Source organism: Burkholderia sp. Z1, assembly GCF_014893795.1.
In the GTDB taxonomy this organism is placed as follows: Bacteria; Pseudomonadota; Gammaproteobacteria; order Burkholderiales; family Burkholderiaceae; genus Burkholderia; species Burkholderia theae.
Genome location: NZ_JACFYL010000002.1, coordinates 399,821 through 419,225, shown reverse-complemented (window position 1 = coordinate 419,225; position 19,405 = coordinate 399,821). Strand labels below are relative to the sequence as shown.

The following is a 19,405-nucleotide window of genomic DNA, read 5'->3' as shown; positions in this document are numbered from 1 at the left end:
CACGCATCAGCGCTTCAATCCTTCGGCGCGGTCGACGCCAGCGCGATCCGCGCCTTCTCTTCCGGGCTTCCCGCCACGAAATACTTCTTCGCCCAGCTCGAATCGGGCGCAAGCGCGAGCCGCGCATGCGCGTCCGTGCCTGTGCCCGTACCCGTGCCGTGCTGCTTCGCATCGATCGCCAGCGCCCGTGCGCGGTAGTGCTCGTAGAGCCGCAGGAATTCCGCGAGATAGATTCCAGCGATCCGCTGGTCGCGAATCTCGAGCAGGTTCTCGTCGTTGAACTGCTCGGAATTGCGGCTCATGTTCGCCGAGCCCGTATAGACGACCGGATTCGCGCCTTCCGCGTCGATAACGATGAACTTGTGATGGATCACGACGGGCGGATAGGCCGGCGCCGGTTCGCCCGGAAACTGCCGCAATTCCGGCTCGAAGCCCTGCGGCACCGTCGCCGCCGAGAAGTACTCGGCGTCGATCACGTCGTGGTTGTCGCGGCTGCGGTGATACAGCTCGAGGTTCGCGAGCGTCGCCGCATCGAGCGTCTGGCCGGCCTGCTGCTCGGCGTCGGCCTTCGTCGCGCTGCCGACGTTGATCTTGTTCACCAGCCCGAACATCATCAGCCCGCGGTCGCCGGCCGCGAAGCACGCGTCGCGCAGCGCCGCGTCGGTCGGCATGAACAGGCAGAACGACACCGAATGCTTCGCGGCCGCGATCGCGGCGACGATCGTGTCGATCTCGGTGCGCTGCCCCGCCGGTTCGGGCGAGAACGCCAGCCGCACTTGCGCGCTGCCGATCGTCATCGGCGCGGACCAGCCCGGCGACAGCCGCGCCGTCTCCGCGATCGGCGGATTCGCGGCCAGCGCATGCGCGCGATCGTTGTACAGCGCGGCGAGCGCCGGCGAGTCGAATGCGTGCAGCACGTTCGCCTGTTCGGTGAGCCCTTCGGTCGTGAAGTTCGCGGACCCCGTCAGCACACGCGTGGGCGTCGCGCTTGCCGACGCATCGGTCACGATGAACTTGTCGTGCATGATGTGCGTCTTGTCGCGCGGCGCGAGCGTCGCGAGACCCTGCAGCGCGTCGACGGCCGGCTGGTTCGGCGACGGGAGCGGCGGCTTGCCCTTGCGCGCCGTCGTGTGCGCGTCGTAGACGATCGCAAGCGACGCGTCGCCGTGCTTGCGCCCGAACGCCTCGAACGCGGGCAGCGCCCACAGCGTGTCCGTCAGGTGATAAACGGCCGACGCCGCGCGCGACGCGGGGTCGAGCATCTCCGCGAACACCTGCTCCATGTCGTTCGCGAGCCAGGTGCGCAACTTCAGCGCCTGCGCGTCGCTCGGCGCCGCATTCGGCGCGAGGCCCAGCGCCGCGACCTGCTTCGCGAACGCCTGCGAGCTGACCACCGCGCGGTTGAACCACGTGCCGATGCCGTCCTCGATGTGCGCGGGCAGCACGACATCGCATACGCCGGCTTGCGCGTCGAGTACCTGCAGGTCCGCCGGCGTGCCGACGACCGGATACACGTCGTAGCGGAACGATGCATCGCGGTCCTGAGGATCGATGCGCGCGTCCCACCACATGAATTTCTGGATCGGCGCCTGGTCGGTCGGCGCATCGCCCTGCGTGTCGGCGGCCGGGCCGTCGAACGTCAGGCGGTTCGGCAGCCAGCTGTTCGGTGCACGCGTCTTGCCGTCGGCCGACCAGAATCCCGGCGTGCGCCGGATCGCGAAACCGAGGAAATCGGACCGCGACGCCGCATCGGGCCAGTCGAAGGCCAGCAGGACGAGAGTGGGGGAAAGATAGCTGCGCACGCTGACGGACATTCGTTGCTCCCTGGCCTCGCGGCCGGTCGAGATGAATGGGTCAGTGTTGACGGCGGTTCTTCCCGCGGGATGACGGTTCGATGAACCTTGTATGTCGGACGCGCGTCAGTCGCACACGAGCAGCTCGATCCCGCGCGCGGTCAACGCGCGGCGCAGCGCCTTGTCGGGCGCGCGTTCGGTCACGAGATAACGCGCGGCGGCCGTGCCGTTGATCCGCACCGGCGTCACGCGGCCGAATTTCGAATGGTCGGCGACGATGATCGCCGTGCCGGCCGCCGCGATCATCCGGCTGCGCACCTCGGCCGCGAGCCGCGAGTAATCGGTGCATTCGCCGTCGGGCGTGATGCCGCCGGCGCCGACGAACGCGAAATCGACGTGGTATTGCGCAAGCTGATGGATCGTGTCGAGCCCGAAGGTTGCGTCCTCGTCGTCCGACAGCTCGCCGCCGAGCAGCGTCACGCGGTTGCCGTTGCGCCGCGCGAGCACGAACGCGGTGCGCCAGTCGTTCGTATAGATCGACAGCCGGTGCCGGTCGGCGAGCGCAAGCGCGACCGCATGCGGCGTGCTGCCCGAATCGATCAGCACCGATGCGTCGTCGGGCACGAATTCGGCCGCGCGCCGCCCGATCGTGCGCTTCGCTTCGGCGTTCGCGGCTTCGCGCTCGGACAGGCTCGGCTCGCGGCGATCCGCGGCCAGCGCGCCGCCGTGCGTCATCACGAGCAGGCCGCGCGCGGCAAGCGCATTCAAATCGCGCCGCACCGTTTCGCGCGACACGTCGAGCGAACGCACGAGTTCCGCGACCGACAGCGCGCCCGATCGTCCGAGCTCCGACAGGATGAATTGATGACGTTGTTCCGCCAGCATCGCGTGTGCGCCCGAGGCGACTGGTAATGGGTAAGCCGGCCATTGTATTACGGACGTTTGACCGACATTTGACGGTGGTGCGAAACGGGGCCGGCCGCGTTCCCCGAAAGCGAAATTCTGAATTGCCTGACGCGCGCGAATCGGCGCGGCGCCGGTTGCTACACTTCGAGCTTCGCCGAACGACAGACCAAGCCAAGGGGCTCGCGCAATGTATCGCAAAGGCAGTGTGATCGAAATCCAGTTTCCGCCCGAACGGCTCAACGACGCGGCCGGCGATCCATACTGGATCGACCTGACGCTCGACGAGGCCCGCCGGCTGTACGAGCAACTCGCCGCGCGCTTCGCGACCGACGCGCGCGCCAACCAGCCGCTCGATACGTTCTCGATCGACTGATTCGACTGATCTCCGCTTCATCACGCTCGCCCGTTCGCAGCGCAACGCACGCCGCCGCGTCCTCGCGATATGCGGCATGAGATGAGTGCAGGATTCGACAAGACGCCGGCGGCGCTTGCCCCGATACTGGCCGACTTCACGGTTCTGTCCGGCCGCCTCGCGGCCCGCCTCGCATGCTTACCTCGCTCGTCGCCGCCGCTTTCGTCGCGCTCTGGTCCACCGGCTTCATCGTTGCGCGGGCAATCAAGCCCTACGCCGATCCCAACCTGTTCCTGCTCGCGCGTTTCGCGGGCACGGCCGCGCTGTTCGGCATGGTGGCGCTCGTCGCACGCGCGCCGTGGCCGGCCCGCCGCGAATGGCCGCGCCACCTGATCGCGGGCGCGCTGCTGCAGGGCGTCTATCTCGGCGCGAGCTACTGGGCCGTCGCGCAGGGGCTGAACGCGGGCGTCATGGCGCTGCTCGGCGCGCTGCAGCCGCTTGCCACCGCCGTGCTCGCCGTGCCGCTGTTCAACGAGCGCCTGCCCGCGCGCGGCTGGCTCGGGATGGCGCTCGGGCTGGCCGGCGTCGCGCTCGTGCTGGCGCCGAAGGTCGCGGGCGGCGTTGCATCGCCGCCGGGCGCGGCGCCCGCGTGGCTCGTGGTCGCCGTGTCCGTGCTGGCGGTCGGGTCGATCACCGCCGGCTCGCTGTACCAGAAGGGCAAGCTCGCGCAGAGCGACCTGCGCACCGCAGTCGCCGTGCAGAACTTCGGCGCGGCGATTGTCGCGGCGATCTTCGTCATGCTGCTGCACGAGACGCGCTGGATCGGCGCGCCGGCGCTGTGGGTGTCGCTCGTGTGGGGCGTCGTGTTCCTGTCCGGCGGCGCGGTCACGATGCTGATGTGGATGCTGCGGCGCGGCAACGCCGCGCGCGCGACGTCGCTGCTGTTCCTCGCGCCGCCGCTCGCCGCGCTGCAGGGCTACCTGCTGTTCGGCGAAACGCTCGCGGCGATCCAGCTCGCCGGCTTCGCGCTCGCGCTGGTGGGTGTCGTGCTCGCGCGGCGCTGACGCCAGCCACCGATCGGCCGGAGCCGTCATCGAGGCCGCACGCTCGGAGGCCCTTCGCGCGGCATCCTGCACCCGCCCGGCGCACCGTGCACCACGGCGATGCAGCGCGTCTCGCCGAAGCAACGCAAGGCCGCCGGATCGCACGCCCGGCGCGGCGCCCCGCCACGATTGCGCTTATGATGGGCGCCTTGCATTTCGTTCCGGAACTCCCTTCATGACATCCGCCGATTACGCCAGCCGCCAACGCGCGATCATTGCCGAACTGAACGTCGCCCCGCAATTCGACGCCGAGGCCGAGATCGCCCGCCGCGTCGAATTCCTCGCGCAATACCTTCGTTCAACCGGCCTGCGGACCTACGTGCTCGGCATCAGCGGTGGCGTCGATTCGTCGACGGCCGGGCGGCTCGCGCAACTGTCGGTCGAACGCCTGCGCGCCGACGGCTACGATGCGCGCTTCATCGCGATGCGCTTGCCGAACGGCGTGCAGAACGACGAAGCCGACGCGCAGCGCGCACTCGCGTTCGTGCGCGCGGACGAGACGCTGACGGTCGACGTGAAACCGGCCGCCGATGCAATGCTCGCGTCGCTGGTCGCGTCCGGCCATGCGTTCGAAACGCCGGCGCAACAGGATTTCGTGCACGGCAACATCAAGGCGCGCGAGCGCATGATCGCGCAGTACGCGGTGGCCGGCGCGCGGCGCGGCATCGTGATCGGCACCGATCACGCGGCCGAATCGCTGATGGGTTTCTTCACGAAGTTCGGCGACGGCGGCGCGGACTTGCTGCCGCTCGCGGGCCTGAACAAGCGTCGCGTGCGTGCGGTCGCACGCGCGCTCGGCGGCGAGGAATCGATCGTGATGAAAGTGCCGACGGCCGACCTCGAGGAACTGCGCCCGCTGCGCCCCGACGAGCACGCGTACGGCGTCAGCTACGACGAGATCGACGATTTCCTCGAAGGCAAGCCGGTCAGCGACCATGTGTACGAGACCGTGCTGCGCTTCCACGCAGGTTCGCGGCACAAGCGCGCGCTGCCGTACACGCTGTTCGACTGGCCGACCGCGTAAGCCGCGACTGCGGCTGAGCGACCGGCGCGTCACAATCATCCGATGCTGCCGCCCGGCGACCGGCCTGCAGCATCGGAGCCCAATCGCCGCGCGCGGCCGTGACGGCGACGCGCGGCAACCCGGCGACGGGCAACGCTACGCGTGCCCGCCCGTCTTCGTCGCCTGCAGCGCACGAATCCGCATCCGCGCGCCCGTATCGCTGACCGTCGTGTCGTACATCGCCGCGAGATCGCGCTTGAGCGCGGTGCGCGAGCCGCCGTCGAGATACACCATGTGCCCGGACGGATAAAAACGCGCGGACAGGTTCTGCCGCACCTTCTGATCCTCGAGCGGCATCTGCTGCAGGTCGATCACGGTCTGGTAGAACGGCGTGACGAAATCGTAGAAGCCGTTCGCCGACAGCACCTTCAGGTCGACGTTCAGCGCCATCACCGCGGCGAGATCGCCGGCCGTGTAGAGGATCACGTTCCCCTGCGCATCGATGCCCTGCTGCGCGCCGGTCGGGTCGATGTGGCTGAAATCCCAGTTCTGGAACGCCTGGTCGTTCAGGTCCGTGAACGCGGAATTCGACGTGAACTTCAACTGCTCGTTCAGGTAGCTGTTCCACATCGCCGTATACACACCCGTCACGGCCGTCATCGTCGGATCGTTGCCGCCCGAGTTCGGGTCGATCTTGCCGGCGATGCCCGACGAGATCCCGGTCACGCGGCCGTCGTACGAGCCGAGCGCGAGCCCCTGCGCCTGCAGCAGCGTCGTCAGGAACAGCGAATTGCCGCGCGCGTCGTAACCGGCGATGTTGAGGCTCCACGACTGCAGCGTCGCCGTATCGATGCCCGTGTATTGCGACAGTTTCTGCACGGCGGCCGGGTCCGCATGCGGAACCGCGCGCAACGCGCTCAGGTAGTCGGTGCGCGAGAACTGCGCGACTTCCTCGACGAACGCGCCGAGATCGGTCGGCGCCGGCGTGACGCCGAGTTTCTTGTGATACCACGCGTCGGCCGCCGCGGTCGGCAACGCGCCGACCGGGTTGCCGGCCTGCCGGTAGTCGAGGATCGACGATTGCAGCGTGACGCCGTTCAGGTCGACACCATCCTCGTGCAGCTTGTACGCGAGCACGCAGCTGCGCGCGGTGCCATACGATTCGCCGAACAGGTATTTCGGCGAATTCCAGCGGTTGTTCTTCGTCAGGTAGCGCTTGATGAACTGCTTCAGCGAATCCGCATCCTGGTCGACACCCCAGAAGTTGCGGTTCTTGTTCGGCGCGACCGCCGCCGAATAACCGGTGCCGACCGGGTTGATGAACACCAGATCGCTGTGGTCGATCATGCTGTCCGGGTTGTCTTCCATCTGGTACGGCGCGGGCGGCGTGAAACCCGGCATCGATGTCTTGATGCGCTTCGGTGCAAACGAGCCGAGCAGCACGAACACCGACGACGAACCGGGCCCGCCGTTATAGAAGAACGTCACGGGACGCGTTTCTTCCTTCGCGCCATCGGCGGTGAATGCGACGTAGAAGATCTTCGCGGCTGGCTGCGAACTGCTCGGGTCGACCGTCACGAGATGGCCGGCCGTCGCCGTGTACGCGATGCGCTTCCCGTCGATCAGGATCGTGTGATGCGTGATCGCGGCCGCTTCGGTCGTGTCGGTCACCGAGTCGTCGGGGCCGTTGCCGTACGCGACCGGATCGAAGAACGGCTGATCGCGGCCATGACTCAGCGCCACGGGATTGACGGTCGGCGGCACGCTATGCGAATTGTGGTCGCCGTGATGCAGCGGATAAACGCCGCCGGAAGATGCGGTATCGATGCCCATCGTGCTGCTCCTGGAGGTGAAAAAAGACGCGGGCAGGAAACCCGCGTCGAACGGAAAGATAAGAAGCGACGCGTCAGCTCGACGGCTTGCGCGCGAGAATCGCGGCGAGTTGTGCGCCGTTCGGGCTGCCGAGGCCCGTGCATGCGTCCCAGCCCGACGCGGCCGCATACGTGCCGTTCGATCCCTGGGTGATGTCGCGCAGCGCGCCCGGATTCTTGTACAGCACCGGATTGACCCAGCCGGCCGATGCGCCGGCCGCCGCATTGATCCGCGCGATCAGTGCGGCCCACAGCGGGGCGACCGCGCTCGTGCCGCCCATCACCGTCGGCGTGCCGGCAACCGACACCTCGTAACCCGTCTGCGGCGATGCATCGCCGGCCACGTCCGGCACGCCGCGCTTCGCGAGCGGCGTGCTGCTGCCGTCGGCGCGCGTGACGGCGAGCCCCTGCTGCCACGTCGGCAGGTCGAACAGTGTGCTGACGCCGCCACCACCCGCGCCGCCGCCCGACGCCTCGTCGTTCCACGTCACTTCGCTGCGAATGCCCTGCCCGGGCAGTGCATCGAGTTGCGTGCCGCCGCAGCCGAGCACGTACGGGCTCGATGCGGGGAAGTCAACATGATCGGCACCGTCCTGCAACCCGTCGCCCGAGCCGCTATCACCCGACGCCGCGCACACGGTGATGCCCTGCGCGGCGGCCGCCTGCAGCACGCGGTTGAACGCCTGCGCCGACTGCGTCTGCCAGACCGCTTCCGGGCCGCCCCAACTGATCGAGATCACCGACGGCTTGTTGGTCGTGTCGCTGACGGCCGCGTTGACGGCCTGGATGAAACCCGCATCGCTGTTCGACGCGAAGTAGACCGCGATCTTCGCGGCCGGCGCGATCGCACCGGCGATCTCGATGTCGAGCGCGACTTCGCCGTCCGGGCCGTTCGGGTCACCGCTCGGCGCATTGCGTCCGGTGCCGACGTTCACGTCGACGAGCGTCGGCGGCGTCGTGATCCCGAGCCCGCGGAAATACTGCTGGATGTCGGCCGCGCGATAACCGCCGCCCAGTTCGACGATCGCGATGCATTGCCCGGCGCCATCGCCGGCCGGAAAGCCGTATAGCGACGCGAGCTGGACCGGCGTGAACGTGACGCCCGCCGCGCCGCCGCGTGCGGGCCTGAACGGCGGACGCAGCCGGAAGTGCGGCCGCGCCTGGGGGCGGCTGTCGAGGCCGAGCACGGCCGTGACGGCATCGCCGAGATCGTCGGGCAGCGCGATCGGGCCCGAGCGGCCGCGATACTGGCCGATCGAACGATGCTCGAAACGCTCGAGCTTCACGCCGAACGCGGCTTCGAACTGCTGGATCGTGCCGGACAGCACAACGACACTTTCGACCGGATCGACGCGATCGACCGTCAGTTGATGACGACGCGCGAAGTCCTCGGCCTTGCGAATGTCGTCGGGATGGGCGGAGAAACGCTGCGCGAATGCGGCGCGCGACAGCGGTTTCGCCTGTGCGTCGCCGGTGGCGAGCTGGTGGACCAACGTATCGAGTTGCCCTTCTTCCTGCCGCCGCAACATGATCGTGACGTGGATGCGTTCTGCCGGATCGCACGGGCCGAGGCACTTGGACTCGGCGACGATTCGGGGTTCACGGTCGGCGTGAAGATGCCTTGCCATGTTCTGACCCTCCTTGGTACCGCGTTGCACGGAACAACCAGGAAATCGGACATGGCCGGCGGAAGTCGGTTCCGTTCGGTCAGTCGGTTCGCGATAGCGCGAAGTGAGAGGAATTTTAAATCAGTCAGACGATTTGCGCGCACGCCCTTCTGCACCGGGGCATGCGCGCGAAGGCCGGCATTGCACGCGGCCTGTGTCGATCGGGTGCATCGGCACCGCGCGGCCTGTCGACCGGCGCGACACCGCTGCGGCGGCAAAGCTCAATCCATCGACAGACGCAGCGCGAAACCGATCAGCGCCGCGGAAAACGTCCAGCGCTGCACGGTCTGCGCCAGCGGATGCGCGCGCATCCACGCCGCGATGCGCGACGCACCGAACACGCAAGCGAGGTCGAAACACACGCCGGCCGCGACCAGCAGCGCGCCGAGCTCGAACATCTGCAACACGACGGGCCCGGCCTCGGGCCGCACGAACTGCGGCAGCAGCACCGAGCAGAACAGCAGCGCCTTCGGGTTCAGCAGGTTCGTCAGCAGCCCCTTCACGAACGACTGCCGCAGTTCGCCCGCCGACGTCGCCGTGTCGCCTTCGCCGAGCGCGAACACGGGCGAGCGGAATACCTGGATCGCGACATACGCGAGATAGAGCGCGCCGCCGTAGCGAATCACCTCGTACAGCCACGGCGCGCTGCGGATCAGTGCCGCGACGCCGCATGCGGACAGCGTCACGTGCGCGGTGCGCGCGAGCGACAGGCCGCCCGCCGCCGCCAATCCCGGCCGCACGCCACGGCCGATGCTGGTCTGCAGCACGAGCGCCATGTCGGGCCCCGGCACCGCATAAATGGCCGCCAGCGCGGCGAGATAAATCAACAGCAAATGCGTGGAAATCATGGTCTGCCCCCGTCCTCCAATGACGATATGTTGCCGCTGAAGGAGGAGGGATTATTGGCCATCTTTGGCTCAGGATTGGCGATCCATAGGGGAATCCGCCACAATCATGAAACCAGAACAAGGATTCCGCCAATATGATCGAACTCGACAAAACCGATCGCGCGATTCTCGCTGCGGTGCAGCGCGACGGCCGCCTGCCGATCGCGCGTCTCGCCGAATCCGTCGGCCTGTCCGAGACGCCGTGCGCGCGGCGCCTGAAACGGCTCGAAAGCGACGGCTACATCGAGCGCTACCGCGCGCAGTTGTCGCGCCAGGCGCTCGGCTTCGGCGTCGTCGCATTCGTGCTCGTGCGCTTCGCGACGCACGACCGCAAGGTCGCCGACCGGTTCGAACGGGAAGTGCTCGGCATCGAGCGGATCCTGGCGTGCCACAACGTCGCGGGCACGGCCGACTACCTGCTGCAGGTGGTCGCGCGCGACCTCGACGACTACGGCACGTTCCTGCGCGAATCGCTGCGGATGCTGCCGGGCGTGACGTCGATCGAATCGGCGCTGTCGTTGCGCGAAGTGAAACACGACGCGGGCTTGCCGGTGCCGTGATGCGCGCGCCGGGGCACGCCGGCGCAACGCTTGTTCACATTGTCGGCAGCGCCGGCGTCACGCGACGTCCGGCGGCTGGTGCGCGCGTTCGAGATCCTCGAGAAACGCTTCCACGAGCGGGTTACCGCGCCCGTTGCGCGCGACGACCATGTGGAACGTGACGTCGTAGCGCAGCTGCTCCGGATTGAGCGGCGCGAGCAGCCCCTGCGCGACGTACGGCGCCGCGAAGTGCTGCGGCAGGTAGCCGAGGTGATGACCGGACAGGATCAGCAGCGCGACGGCCTCCATGTTGTCGGCGGTCGCGGTCACGCGGTCGGGTGTCGTCGACAGCTGCGCCTCCGGCAGCGGATACGAGCGCCACGCCCATTCGAAGCCCGCGACGTCGGCCGGCGTCAGCGTGCCGGCGCCGTCGAACAGCGGATGGCCGCGGCCGCAGTACGCGACCTGGCGCTCGATGAACAGCGGCGTGTAGTGCAGCGACGGCACGCGATGCCAGAAGTAGCCCACCGCGATCTGGATCTCGTCGCTCAGCAGCTTCTCCTCCAGATCGCCCGGCGCGCGCACCGAGATCGAGAAGCGCACGGCCTCGTCGCGCGTGCGGAACGCGGCGATCGCCTCGGCGATCCGCGCGTTCTGGCTCACCGGCGTATGGCCGATCAGGCCGATGTTCAGCGTGCCGACCAGCTGGCGGTCCATGTGCCGCGCGGCCATCCCGAACTCGTCGAGCGCCGCGAGCAGCTTGCGGCTCATCGCATGGAACCGTTCGCCCTTCGGCGTGAGCCGGAAGCCGCTGCGGCCGCGCTCGCAGAGCCGGTAGCCGAGCCGCGTCTCGAGTGACGACAATTGCGCGCTGATCGTCGACTGCCCGACGTTCAGCACCGCCTGCGCGGCCGACACGCCGCCCGCGTCCGTGACCGCGAGAAACACGCGGATCAACCGCAGATCGAGGGTCGACAGATTCCCCAGCACGCTCATCCCCTTCCATACATCGATGAAAATCGATGTTTACGTCGATATCTTCGCATTCTTCTTTCCCGGCGGAGCGCGTAAAACTGTGCGCCAAGCCGCGTCGAATGATACGGCAACCCCACATCGGAAGAGACACCCCATGAACGACCACACCCATTTCCAGCCGCTCGGCGGCAATGAAATGCCGCGCTGCGGCGGCATCGCGACGATGATGCGCCTGCCGCACGTGGCGAGCGCCGAAGGCCTCGACGCGTGTTTCGTCGGCGTGCCGTTCGATCTCGGCACGTCCAACCGCACCGGCGCACGCTTCGGCCCGCGCCAGATCCGCACCGAATCCGTGCTGCTGCGCCCGTACAACATGGCCACGCGCGCCGCGCCGTTCGATTCGCTGCAGATCGCCGACATCGGCGACGTCGCGATCAATCCCTACAACCTGCACGATTCCATCGCGCGCATCGAAGCCGCCTACGACGCGATCCTCGAGCACGACTGCAAGCCGATCACGCTCGGCGGCGACCATACGATCGCGCTGCCGATCCTGCGCGCGATCCACCGCAAGCACGGCAAGGTTGCATTGATCCACGTCGATGCACACGCCGACGTGAACGACACGATGATGGGCGAAAAGATCGCGCACGGCACGCCGTTCCGCCGCGCGGTCGAGGAAGGCCTGCTGCACGGCGACAAGGTCACGCAGATCGGCCTGCGCGGCACCGGTTACGCCGCCGAGGATTTCGACTGGTGCCGCGATCAGGGCTTCCGCGTGGTCCAGGCCGAGGAATGCTGGAACAAGTCGCTCGCGCCGCTGATGGAAGAAGTGCGCGCACGCGTCGGCGATACGCCTGTCTACATCAGCTTCGACATCGACGGCATCGATCCGGCCTATGCGCCGGGCACCGGCACGCCGGAAATCGCGGGTCTCACGGTGCCGCAGGCGCTCGAGATCATCCGCAGCGCGAAGGGGCTGAACATCGTCGGCTGCGATCTCGTCGAAGTCGCGCCGCCTTACGACCCGTTCGGCACCACGGCGCTGCTCGGCGCGAACCTCGCGTACGAGCTGTTGTGCGTGCTGCCGGGTGTCGCCTACCGCGACTGATCCCCGCCACACACGACCTATTCCAAATCAGAGGATTCCAGAGGAGCACGCATAAAGATGGGGACTTCCGTCAAGCAACCGAAGCGGGCGGCGCTCGCGTCGTTCGTCGGCACCACGATCGAGTGGTACGACTTCTATAGCTACGCGACCGCCGCCGCCATCGTGTTCGGACCGCTGTTCTTTCCCGGCGAAAACCGCTTCGTCAGCCTGCTCGCGTCGTTCGGCTCGTTCGCGGTCGGCTTCTTCGCGCGGCCGCTCGGCGGCGTGATGTTTGGTTATCTCGGCGACCGCTTCGGCCGCAAGCGTTCGCTGCTCGCGACGCTGATGCTGATGGCCGTGTCGACGGTCGCGATCGGCCTGCTGCCGACCCACGCGCAAGCCGGTGTGATCGCACCGATCCTGCTCGTGCTGATGCGCGTGCTGCAAGGCATCGCGGTCGGCGGCGAATGGGGCGGCGCGGTGCTGCTCGCCGGCGAGCATGCGCCCGAAGGCAAGCGCACGTTCTTCGCGTCGTTCGCGCAGCTCGGCAGCGCAAGCGGCCTGATCCTGTCGATGCTCGCGTTCGGCGCGATCAGCACGCTGTCGAAGGACGACATGATGAGCTGGGGCTGGCGCGTGCCGTTCCTCGCGAGTTCCGTGCTGCTGGTGGTCGGTTTCGTGATCCGCGCGAGCGTGTCCGAGTCGCCCGAGTTCGAGGAAGTCCGGAAGAGCGGCAACACCGCGCAGAACCCGGTGCGCGAAGCGCTCAAATACTGGCCGCTGCTGCTGCTCGCGATCGGCGCGAACGTGTACGGCATCGCCGGCGTGTATTTCAGCAACATCTTCATGATCAGCTATGCGACGCAGTTCCTGTCGCTCGACCGGTCGATGGTGCTGCATTGCATGACGATCGTCGCGGTGCTGCAGTTCGTCGTGCAACTCGCCGCAGCGTTCCTCGCGCAGCGCTTCGGCACCACGCGCGTGCTGCTGATCACCGGCGTATGGGCCGCGATCGTCCCGTTCGCGATGCTGCCGCTCGTGCACATGGGCACGCCGCTGTCGATCACGGTCGGCGTCGGCCTCGCGACGCTCGCGGAATCGGGCTACTACTCGGTGGTCGCGGGTTTCGTCAGCGGCATCTTCGTCGCGCGGATCCGTTATACGGCGATCTCGATCGCGTACCAGGTGTGCGGCGCGCTCGCCGGCGGCCTCACGCCGCTCGTCGCGACCATCATCGCGCAGAACACCGCGCCGCAATGGTGGCCGCTCGCGATCCAGTACACGAGTGCCGCAATCCTCTCGTCGCTGTGCGTGTGGCTGATCTCGCGCCGCGTCAGCATCGACGATGCAGGCGCGCCCGGCAAGACGCGCGAATCGCTGCCGCGCGGCGTGCGCACCGCGTAACGTCCCGCAACGGGCAGGCGATTCGCCTGCCCGTTCTTTTGCGTTGTCCGGCGGTGTACCACACCGCCCGCGCATCCCCCGATATTGATTGCTTGCCACGACGACGTCGCGGCAGGCAGGCGCACGCGGTCGCATCGACGAACCGCGCGCGACCCTGGAGACAAGCCGTCATGAACCGCCCCGACACCCTCGACCTTGGCCGCGCCGAATCGGCCGGCCTCGCGATCGAGCACCACTCGATCGACTACATCCCCGAACACGAACGCCACGCAAAACTGGCGAGCCAGGGGCCGTTCTGGTTCCTCGGCAACTTCCATTTCTTCACGATCTCGATCGGCTTCGTCGGGCCCGGCATGGGCCTGTCCGCCGGCTGGACGACGCTCGCGGGCGCGCTCGGGATCATGTTCGGCACGATCTTCATGGCGTTTCACGGCTCGCAGGGGCCGGAGATGGGCCTGCCGCAGATGATCCAGTCGCGCGCGCAATTCGGCTATCGCGGCGTGATCGTCGCGCTGCTCGCGACGCTGTTCGTCTTCGTCGGCTTCAATGTCGTCAACGTGTCGCTGATGGTCGACGGCGTGCACAACGTATTCGGGATCGACGGCGGCTTCGTCGCCGTCGCGGCCGTGGCAATCGGCGCGTTGCTTGCCATCTACGGTCACGACCTGATGCACCGGACTTTCACGTGGGCGCTGATCGCAACGCTGCCGCTCTACGCGCTCGTCACGCTCGCGCTCGCGTTCGGTCATGCGGCGCCTGCGCACGCCGCCGTTGCGCCGGCCGCCGCGCCGGGCTTCAACTGGATCGCGTTCGCGACGCAGTTCGCGATCGCCGCGAGCTACAACATCTCGTATGCGCCGTATGTATCCGACTATTCGCGCTATCTGCCGAAAAATACGAGCCGCGCAAAGCTGATCGCGGTGATCTTCGCCGGCGCGTCGCTGTCGGGCACCTGGATGATCGGCCTCGGCGCGTGGCTCGCGCAGAAGCTGCACGCAGCCGATGCGCTGGTCGCGATGAACGATGTCGGCACGTCGCTCGTGCCGGGCCTCGGCAAGCTGATCGCGATCGTGTCGCTGGTCGGCTTCCTGCCGATCATCGCGCTCAACGCGTACAGCGCGATGCTGACCGTCCTGACCGCCGCCGATTCGATCGTGCCGATCCGGCCGACCCGTCGCGCGCGTGTCGCGTCGATCGTCGCGATCAGCGCCTTCGTGCTCGCCTGCGTGTTCGCGATCCGCGGCAACGGCATCGCGCTGCTGCAGACGTTCCTGACGCTGATGCTCTACTTCCTGGTGCCGTGGACCGCGGTGAATCTCGTCGACTATTTCTTCGTGCGGCGCGGCCACTATGCGATCGCGCATTTCTTCACGCCGAACGGGCTCTACGGCGCATGGCAACCGCGCGGCATCGTTGCGTACCTGGCCGGCTTCGCGGCGATGGTGCCGTTCTTCTACATCTTCGATGCCGAAGCGAACCGCGAGGTATTCGTCGGTCCGTTCGCACGGATGCTCGGCGGCGTCGACATCGCGTGGCTCGTCGGGCTGATCGTCGCGGGCGCCGTGTATGCACTCCTGTCGCGCTCGCTCGACCTCGAACACGAACGGCGCGTGATCGCGAAGACGCCTGCGCCCGACGCTCCCGCCAGCACGGGTATTCGCGAACGCGCATAACGGAAAACGGCCCGTCATGGCGGGCCGGTACTTCAGTCGTCGCAGCGCGACCAGCCGCGCGTCAGTGTGCCTGGTTGCGCAGCGTCTTCGCGGCGGCGACCATGTTCGTCAGCGCCGGAATCACTTCCGCCCACTGGCGCGTCTTCAGGCCGCAGTCCGGGTTCACCCACAGACGCTCCGCCGGAATCCGTTCGGCCGCCTTCCGCATCAGGCCGACGATGTGATCCTGCGTCGGGATGTTCGGCGAGTGGATGTCGTACACGCCCGGTCCGATTTCGTTCGGATACTTGAAGGTGTCGAACGCGTCGAGCAGCTCCATGTCCGAGCGCGACGTCTCGATCGTGATCACGTCCGCATCCATGTCGGCGATCGACGCGATGATGTCGTTGAACTCCGAATAGCACATGTGCGTGTGAATCTGCGTGTCGTCCTGCACGCCGTTCGCGGTGATGCGGAACGATTCGACCGCCCACTTCAGGTACTCGCTCCATTGCGCGCGGCGCAGCGGCAGCCCTTCGCGCAGTGCCGCCTCGTCGATCTGGATCACGCGCACGCCGGCCTTCTCGAGATCGAGCACTTCGTCGCGGATCGCGAGTGCGAGCTGGTAGCACGACACCGAACGCGGCTGGTCGTCGCGCACGAACGACCAGTTCAGGATCGTCACGGGGCCGGTCAGCATGCCCTTCATCGGCTTGTTCGTCAGCGATTGCGCATACGTGATCCATTCGACCGTCATCGCCTTCGGGCGGCTGATGTCGCCGAACAGGATCGGCGGCTTCACGCAGCGCGAACCATACGACTGCACCCAGCCGAACTGGCTGAATGCGTAGCCGTCGAGCTGCTCGCCGAAGTATTCGACCATGTCGTTACGCTCGGCTTCGCCGTGCACGAGCACGTCGAGTTCGAGCGATTCCTGCTCGCGCACGCTGCGTTCGATCTCCGCGCGCATCGCCGCGCGGTAACCCGCTTCGTCCAGCGCGCCGGCCTTGAACTGGCTGCGCGCCTGGCGGATTTCGACGGTCTGCGGGAACGAGCCGATCGTCGTCGTCGGGAAAGCCGGCAGGCTCAGTCGGGCCGACTGCTTCGGCGCGCGCTGCGCATAGGGGCTCACGCGGTTGCCGAGCTGCGCGTCGATACGCGCGATCGCGGCCTTCACCACCGGGTTGTTCACGCGCGGCGAGCGGCGGCGCGAGTCGATCGCGGCGGCATTCGCGGCAAGCGCATCGGCCACCTGGTCGCGGCCTTCGTTCAGCGCGGTGGCGAGCACCTTCAGTTCGTCGAGCTTCTGCAGCGCAAAAGCGAGCCACGAACGGATCTCCGCGTCGAGCTTCTCCTCGCTCGCGAGATCGACCGGCACGTGCAGCAGCGAGCACGACGGCGCGAGCCACAGGCGATCGCCGAGCTGCTTCGCGAGCGGTTCGAGCCAGTCGAGCGTCGCGTTCAGGTCCGTCTTCCAGATGTTGCGGCCGTTGATCGCGCCCACCGACAACACGCGCCCGGCCGGCAGTTCGCGCACCAGCGCGTCGACTTCGTCGCGTGCATTGATCGCGTCGATATGCAGGCCGTCGACCGGCAGCGAGGCCGCGAGCGTCAGGTTGTCCTGAAGCTGGCCGAAGTAGGTGGCGAGCAGCAGCTTGATGCGGCGCGTTTCCAGCGTCGCATAGGCGGTGCGGAATGCGTGCCGCCATTCGGCGTCGAGCTCGGTGACGAGAATCGGTTCGTCGATCTGCACCCATTCGACGCCCTGCGCGGTCAGCGTGTCGAGCAGCGCGCCGTACACGGGCAGCAGCTTCGGCAGCAGCGCGAGGCAATCGGAATCGTCCTTCGCCTTGCCGAGCCACAGGTACGTGACGGGACCGAGGATCACCGGCTTCACGGCCACGCCCTGCGCCTGCGCTTCCGCCAGTTGCAAGAGCAGGCGCGACGGGTCGAGCGAGAAGTTCGTGTCCGCATGGAATTCCGGCACGATGTAGTGATAGTTCGTGTCGAACCACTTCGTCATTTCACCGGCCGAGACGCCGCCGCAGCACGCGGCATGCTCTTCCGCCGACTGCGCCGACCGGCCGCGCGCGACGCGGAAATAGTTGTCGAGCACGTCGCCGTGGAAGCCCTGCACGCGCTTCGGCAGGTTGCCGAGCGTGAAGCTCATGTCGAGCACCTGATCGTAGAACGCGAAGTCGCCGAGCGGCGCCAGATCCAGATCGCGCTGGTCGTTCCAGTGCCGCTGGCGCAGCTGCGCGCCGAGCGCCTTCAGCTCGTCGCGCGACGATTCGCCTTTCCAGTAGCGTTCGAGACCGAACTTGAGTTCGCGCTTCGCGCCGATGCGCGGAAAACCGAGGTTGTGTGTGGTGACCATGACGCTGCCGTCCAGATGTAGTGAATGTCCGGCAGCCATGATAGGGATTTCAATACATGAAATAAAATGGCATTATTTCATTAATCCATTAAAATTACTCATGCATCTGTTGGGTGAGCGATAACCATGCTGGAACGATTCCATCTCGTCGTCATTCGTGAAGTCGAGCGCCAGGGCTCGCTGACCGCGGCCGCCAACGCGCTGCACCTCACGCAGTCGGCGCTCAGCCATACCGTCCGGAAAATCGAGCAGCAGCTCGGCACGCCAATCTGGGATCGGGAAGGTCGCGGCCTGCGGCTCACGCAGGGCGGGCAATATCTGCTGAAGCTGGCGAACCGGCTGCTGCCGCAGTTCGAGCTCGCCGAGGAGCGGATGAAGCAGTACGCGAAGGGCGAGCGCGGCACGCTGCGCATCGGGATGGAATGCCACCCGTGTTACCAGTGGCTGCTGAAGGTCGTGTCGCCGTATCTGTCGCGCTGGCCCGACGTCGACGTGGACGTGAAGCAGCGCTTCCAGTTCGGCGGCATCGGCGCGCTGTTCGGTTACGACATCGACGTGCTCGTGACGCCCGATCCGCTGAACAAGCCGGGTCTGCACTTCGTTCCCGTATTCGATTACGAGCAGGTGCTGGTGGTCGCTGACTCACACCGGTTCGCGAACGCCGACTACGTGACGCCCGCGCAATTGACGGACGAGATCCTGATCACCTACCCGGTCGAAACCGACCGGCTCGACATCTACAACCAGTTCCTGACGCCGGCCGGCATCGTGCCGAGGCGGCACAAGTCGATCGAAACGACCGACATCATGCTGCAGATGGTGGCGAGCGGGCGCGGCGTGGCCGCGCTGCCGAGATGGCTCGCGGACGAATACGCGGACCGGATGCCGGTCGTGCCGGTCAAGCTCGGCAAGAAGGGCATCGCGAAGCAGATCTTTCTCGGCATCCGCGAGGCGGACGCGGCGATCGACTATCTGGCCGCGTTCGTCGCGCTCGCGCGCGAATCGACGTGGAGCGCGCCGCGCATGCTGCGCTAGGCGCGCCCGGTTGCAGGACGCGTCAGGCGGCGCGCATGCCGATGCGTTCGCCGCGCTCGACCCACGCGCCGAATAGCAGGCCGATCGTCGTCCACATGATCACCTGCATGCCGATCGCCGCGACGCGGAACTTCCACAGCACGGCGGCCGGGAAAGCGGCCGGCACCTCGTTGATCGACGGCAGCCCGAACTGCACCGCCGCGATGATCGCGACGAACACGAGCCCGGCGACGATCGACGCGTTCCATTGGCCGAGCTTCGCCAGCAGATGGCGGCGCACGCTGACCGAGAACACCATCGTCGCGATCGAGATCGCGATCATCAGGAAGAACAGGCCCGTGCGATAGCCGATCGTGTCGGGATCGCCGACCGACGGCGGATTGGCCGGGTACTTGAGGTTCGGCACGATCACGAGCGCGATGAACGCCGCCAGTGCGAGCCACGCGGCCAGCGGCCGTGCCGGGAGGCGACCGCCGCGCCCGTAGGCGTATGCAAAGACCAGCGAGAACAGCCCGCCGAATGCCGCACCGTAGGTCACGACACCGGTCAGCAGGCCAAGGCCGGCCTGCGTGTGCCGGCTGACCAGCTCGGGCTCCGGCGCGTCGCCTTTGGCGGCGTCGAGCTTTTCTTCAAAGGAAATCGCCTGATCGACTTGCGGTTCGCCGACGATTTTCGCGAAACCGAACGTGATGAGGCCCGCGGCGATGCCTGCGAGCATCCCGCGCATGAGCAGCTTTCCGACCATCGTGTT

General features: G+C 67.1%; 16 protein-coding genes. 8 read left to right on the top strand and 8 right to left on the bottom strand.

Features of this window, described 5'->3' with window-relative positions; genetic code table 11:
• Positions 1-14 precede the first annotated feature (14 nt).
• Together H3H55_RS19025 and H3H55_RS19020 are read right to left on the bottom strand one after the other, a co-directional pair.
• A complete protein-coding gene (locus tag H3H55_RS19025) occupies positions 15-1,814 on the bottom strand; it encodes a phospholipase D-like domain-containing protein (RefSeq protein ID WP_193099767.1) in 1,800 nt (599 codons plus the stop codon).
• A 105-nt stretch (positions 1,815-1,919) separates the two neighbouring features.
• Positions 1,920-2,678: a DeoR/GlpR family DNA-binding transcription regulator gene (locus H3H55_RS19020; protein ID WP_048246692.1), complete on the bottom strand. Its 759-nt coding sequence runs from the start codon at positions 2,676-2,678 to the stop codon at positions 1,920-1,922.
• Between the two features lie 208 nt (positions 2,679-2,886).
• Here H3H55_RS19020 and H3H55_RS19015 point away from each other — a divergent pair, with 208 nt between their 5' ends.
• From H3H55_RS19015 to nadE, 3 genes are all read left to right on the top strand, one after another.
• Positions 2,887-3,072 carry a hypothetical protein gene (locus H3H55_RS19015; protein ID WP_006480515.1) on the top strand — a complete coding sequence of 62 codons (186 nt, stop codon included), beginning with the start codon at positions 2,887-2,889 and terminating at the stop codon, positions 3,070-3,072.
• A 173-nt stretch (positions 3,073-3,245) separates the two neighbouring features.
• Positions 3,246-4,115, top strand: coding sequence for a DMT family transporter (locus H3H55_RS19010; protein WP_193099766.1), 870 nt, complete (start codon positions 3,246-3,248; stop codon positions 4,113-4,115).
• 214 nt (positions 4,116-4,329) lie between these two features.
• Positions 4,330-5,178 (top strand): ammonia-dependent NAD(+) synthetase, encoded by an 849-nt coding sequence (nadE, locus tag H3H55_RS19005; protein ID WP_193099765.1) that lies wholly within the window; start codon positions 4,330-4,332, stop codon positions 5,176-5,178.
• Between the two features lie 135 nt (positions 5,179-5,313).
• On the opposite strand, the gene H3H55_RS19000 is transcribed toward nadE, so the two are convergent.
• From H3H55_RS19000 to H3H55_RS18990, 3 genes are all read right to left on the bottom strand, one after another.
• Entirely contained in the window at positions 5,314-6,990 is a 1,677-nt protein-coding gene (locus H3H55_RS19000; protein WP_193099764.1) for a S10 family peptidase, read from the bottom strand.
• 73 nt (positions 6,991-7,063) lie between these two features.
• The gene (locus tag H3H55_RS18995) at positions 7,064-8,656 is read right to left on the bottom strand and encodes a protease pro-enzyme activation domain-containing protein (protein WP_193099763.1); all 1,593 of its coding nucleotides are present in this window, start codon (positions 8,654-8,656) and stop codon (positions 7,064-7,066) included.
• A 260-nt stretch (positions 8,657-8,916) separates the two neighbouring features.
• Entirely contained in the window at positions 8,917-9,543 is a 627-nt protein-coding gene (locus H3H55_RS18990) for a LysE family translocator (protein ID WP_193099762.1), read from the bottom strand.
• A gap of 134 nt (positions 9,544-9,677) precedes the next feature.
• Between H3H55_RS18990 and H3H55_RS18985 the strand changes: the two genes are divergently transcribed.
• On the top strand, positions 9,678-10,142 hold the full coding sequence (locus H3H55_RS18985) for an Lrp/AsnC family transcriptional regulator (RefSeq protein WP_129515801.1): 465 nt from the start codon (positions 9,678-9,680) through the stop codon (positions 10,140-10,142).
• A gap of 57 nt (positions 10,143-10,199) precedes the next feature.
• On the opposite strand, the gene H3H55_RS18980 is transcribed toward H3H55_RS18985, so the two are convergent.
• A complete protein-coding gene (locus H3H55_RS18980) occupies positions 10,200-11,111 on the bottom strand; it encodes a LysR family transcriptional regulator (RefSeq protein WP_193099761.1) in 912 nt (303 codons plus the stop codon).
• Positions 11,112-11,250: 139 nt separating this feature from the next.
• Between H3H55_RS18980 and speB the strand changes: the two genes are divergently transcribed.
• From speB to H3H55_RS18965, 3 genes are all read left to right on the top strand, one after another.
• Entirely contained in the window at positions 11,251-12,207 is a 957-nt protein-coding gene (gene speB, locus H3H55_RS18975; RefSeq protein WP_193099760.1) for an agmatinase, read from the top strand.
• A gap of 57 nt (positions 12,208-12,264) precedes the next feature.
• Positions 12,265-13,590: an MFS transporter gene (locus H3H55_RS18970; protein ID WP_193099759.1), complete on the top strand. Its 1,326-nt coding sequence runs from the start codon at positions 12,265-12,267 to the stop codon at positions 13,588-13,590.
• A 170-nt stretch (positions 13,591-13,760) separates the two neighbouring features.
• Positions 13,761-15,263: a purine-cytosine permease family protein gene (locus tag H3H55_RS18965; RefSeq protein ID WP_193099758.1), complete on the top strand. Its 1,503-nt coding sequence runs from the start codon at positions 13,761-13,763 to the stop codon at positions 15,261-15,263.
• Positions 15,264-15,324: 61 nt separating this feature from the next.
• On the opposite strand, the gene metE is transcribed toward H3H55_RS18965, so the two are convergent.
• Positions 15,325-17,619 carry a 5-methyltetrahydropteroyltriglutamate--homocysteine S-methyltransferase gene (gene metE, locus H3H55_RS18960; protein ID WP_193099757.1) on the bottom strand — a complete coding sequence of 765 codons (2,295 nt, stop codon included), beginning with the start codon at positions 17,617-17,619 and terminating at the stop codon, positions 15,325-15,327.
• A gap of 126 nt (positions 17,620-17,745) precedes the next feature.
• Here metE and H3H55_RS18955 point away from each other — a divergent pair, with 126 nt between their 5' ends.
• On the top strand, positions 17,746-18,654 hold the full coding sequence (locus H3H55_RS18955) for a LysR family transcriptional regulator (protein ID WP_129515807.1): 909 nt from the start codon (positions 17,746-17,748) through the stop codon (positions 18,652-18,654).
• 22 nt (positions 18,655-18,676) lie between these two features.
• Here the strand turns inward: H3H55_RS18955 and H3H55_RS18950 are convergent, their stop codons facing one another.
• Positions 18,677-19,399, bottom strand: a complete 723-nt coding sequence (locus tag H3H55_RS18950) for a CbtA family protein (RefSeq protein ID WP_193099756.1) — start codon at positions 19,397-19,399, stop codon at positions 18,677-18,679.
• Positions 19,400-19,405: the final 6 nt, after the last annotated feature.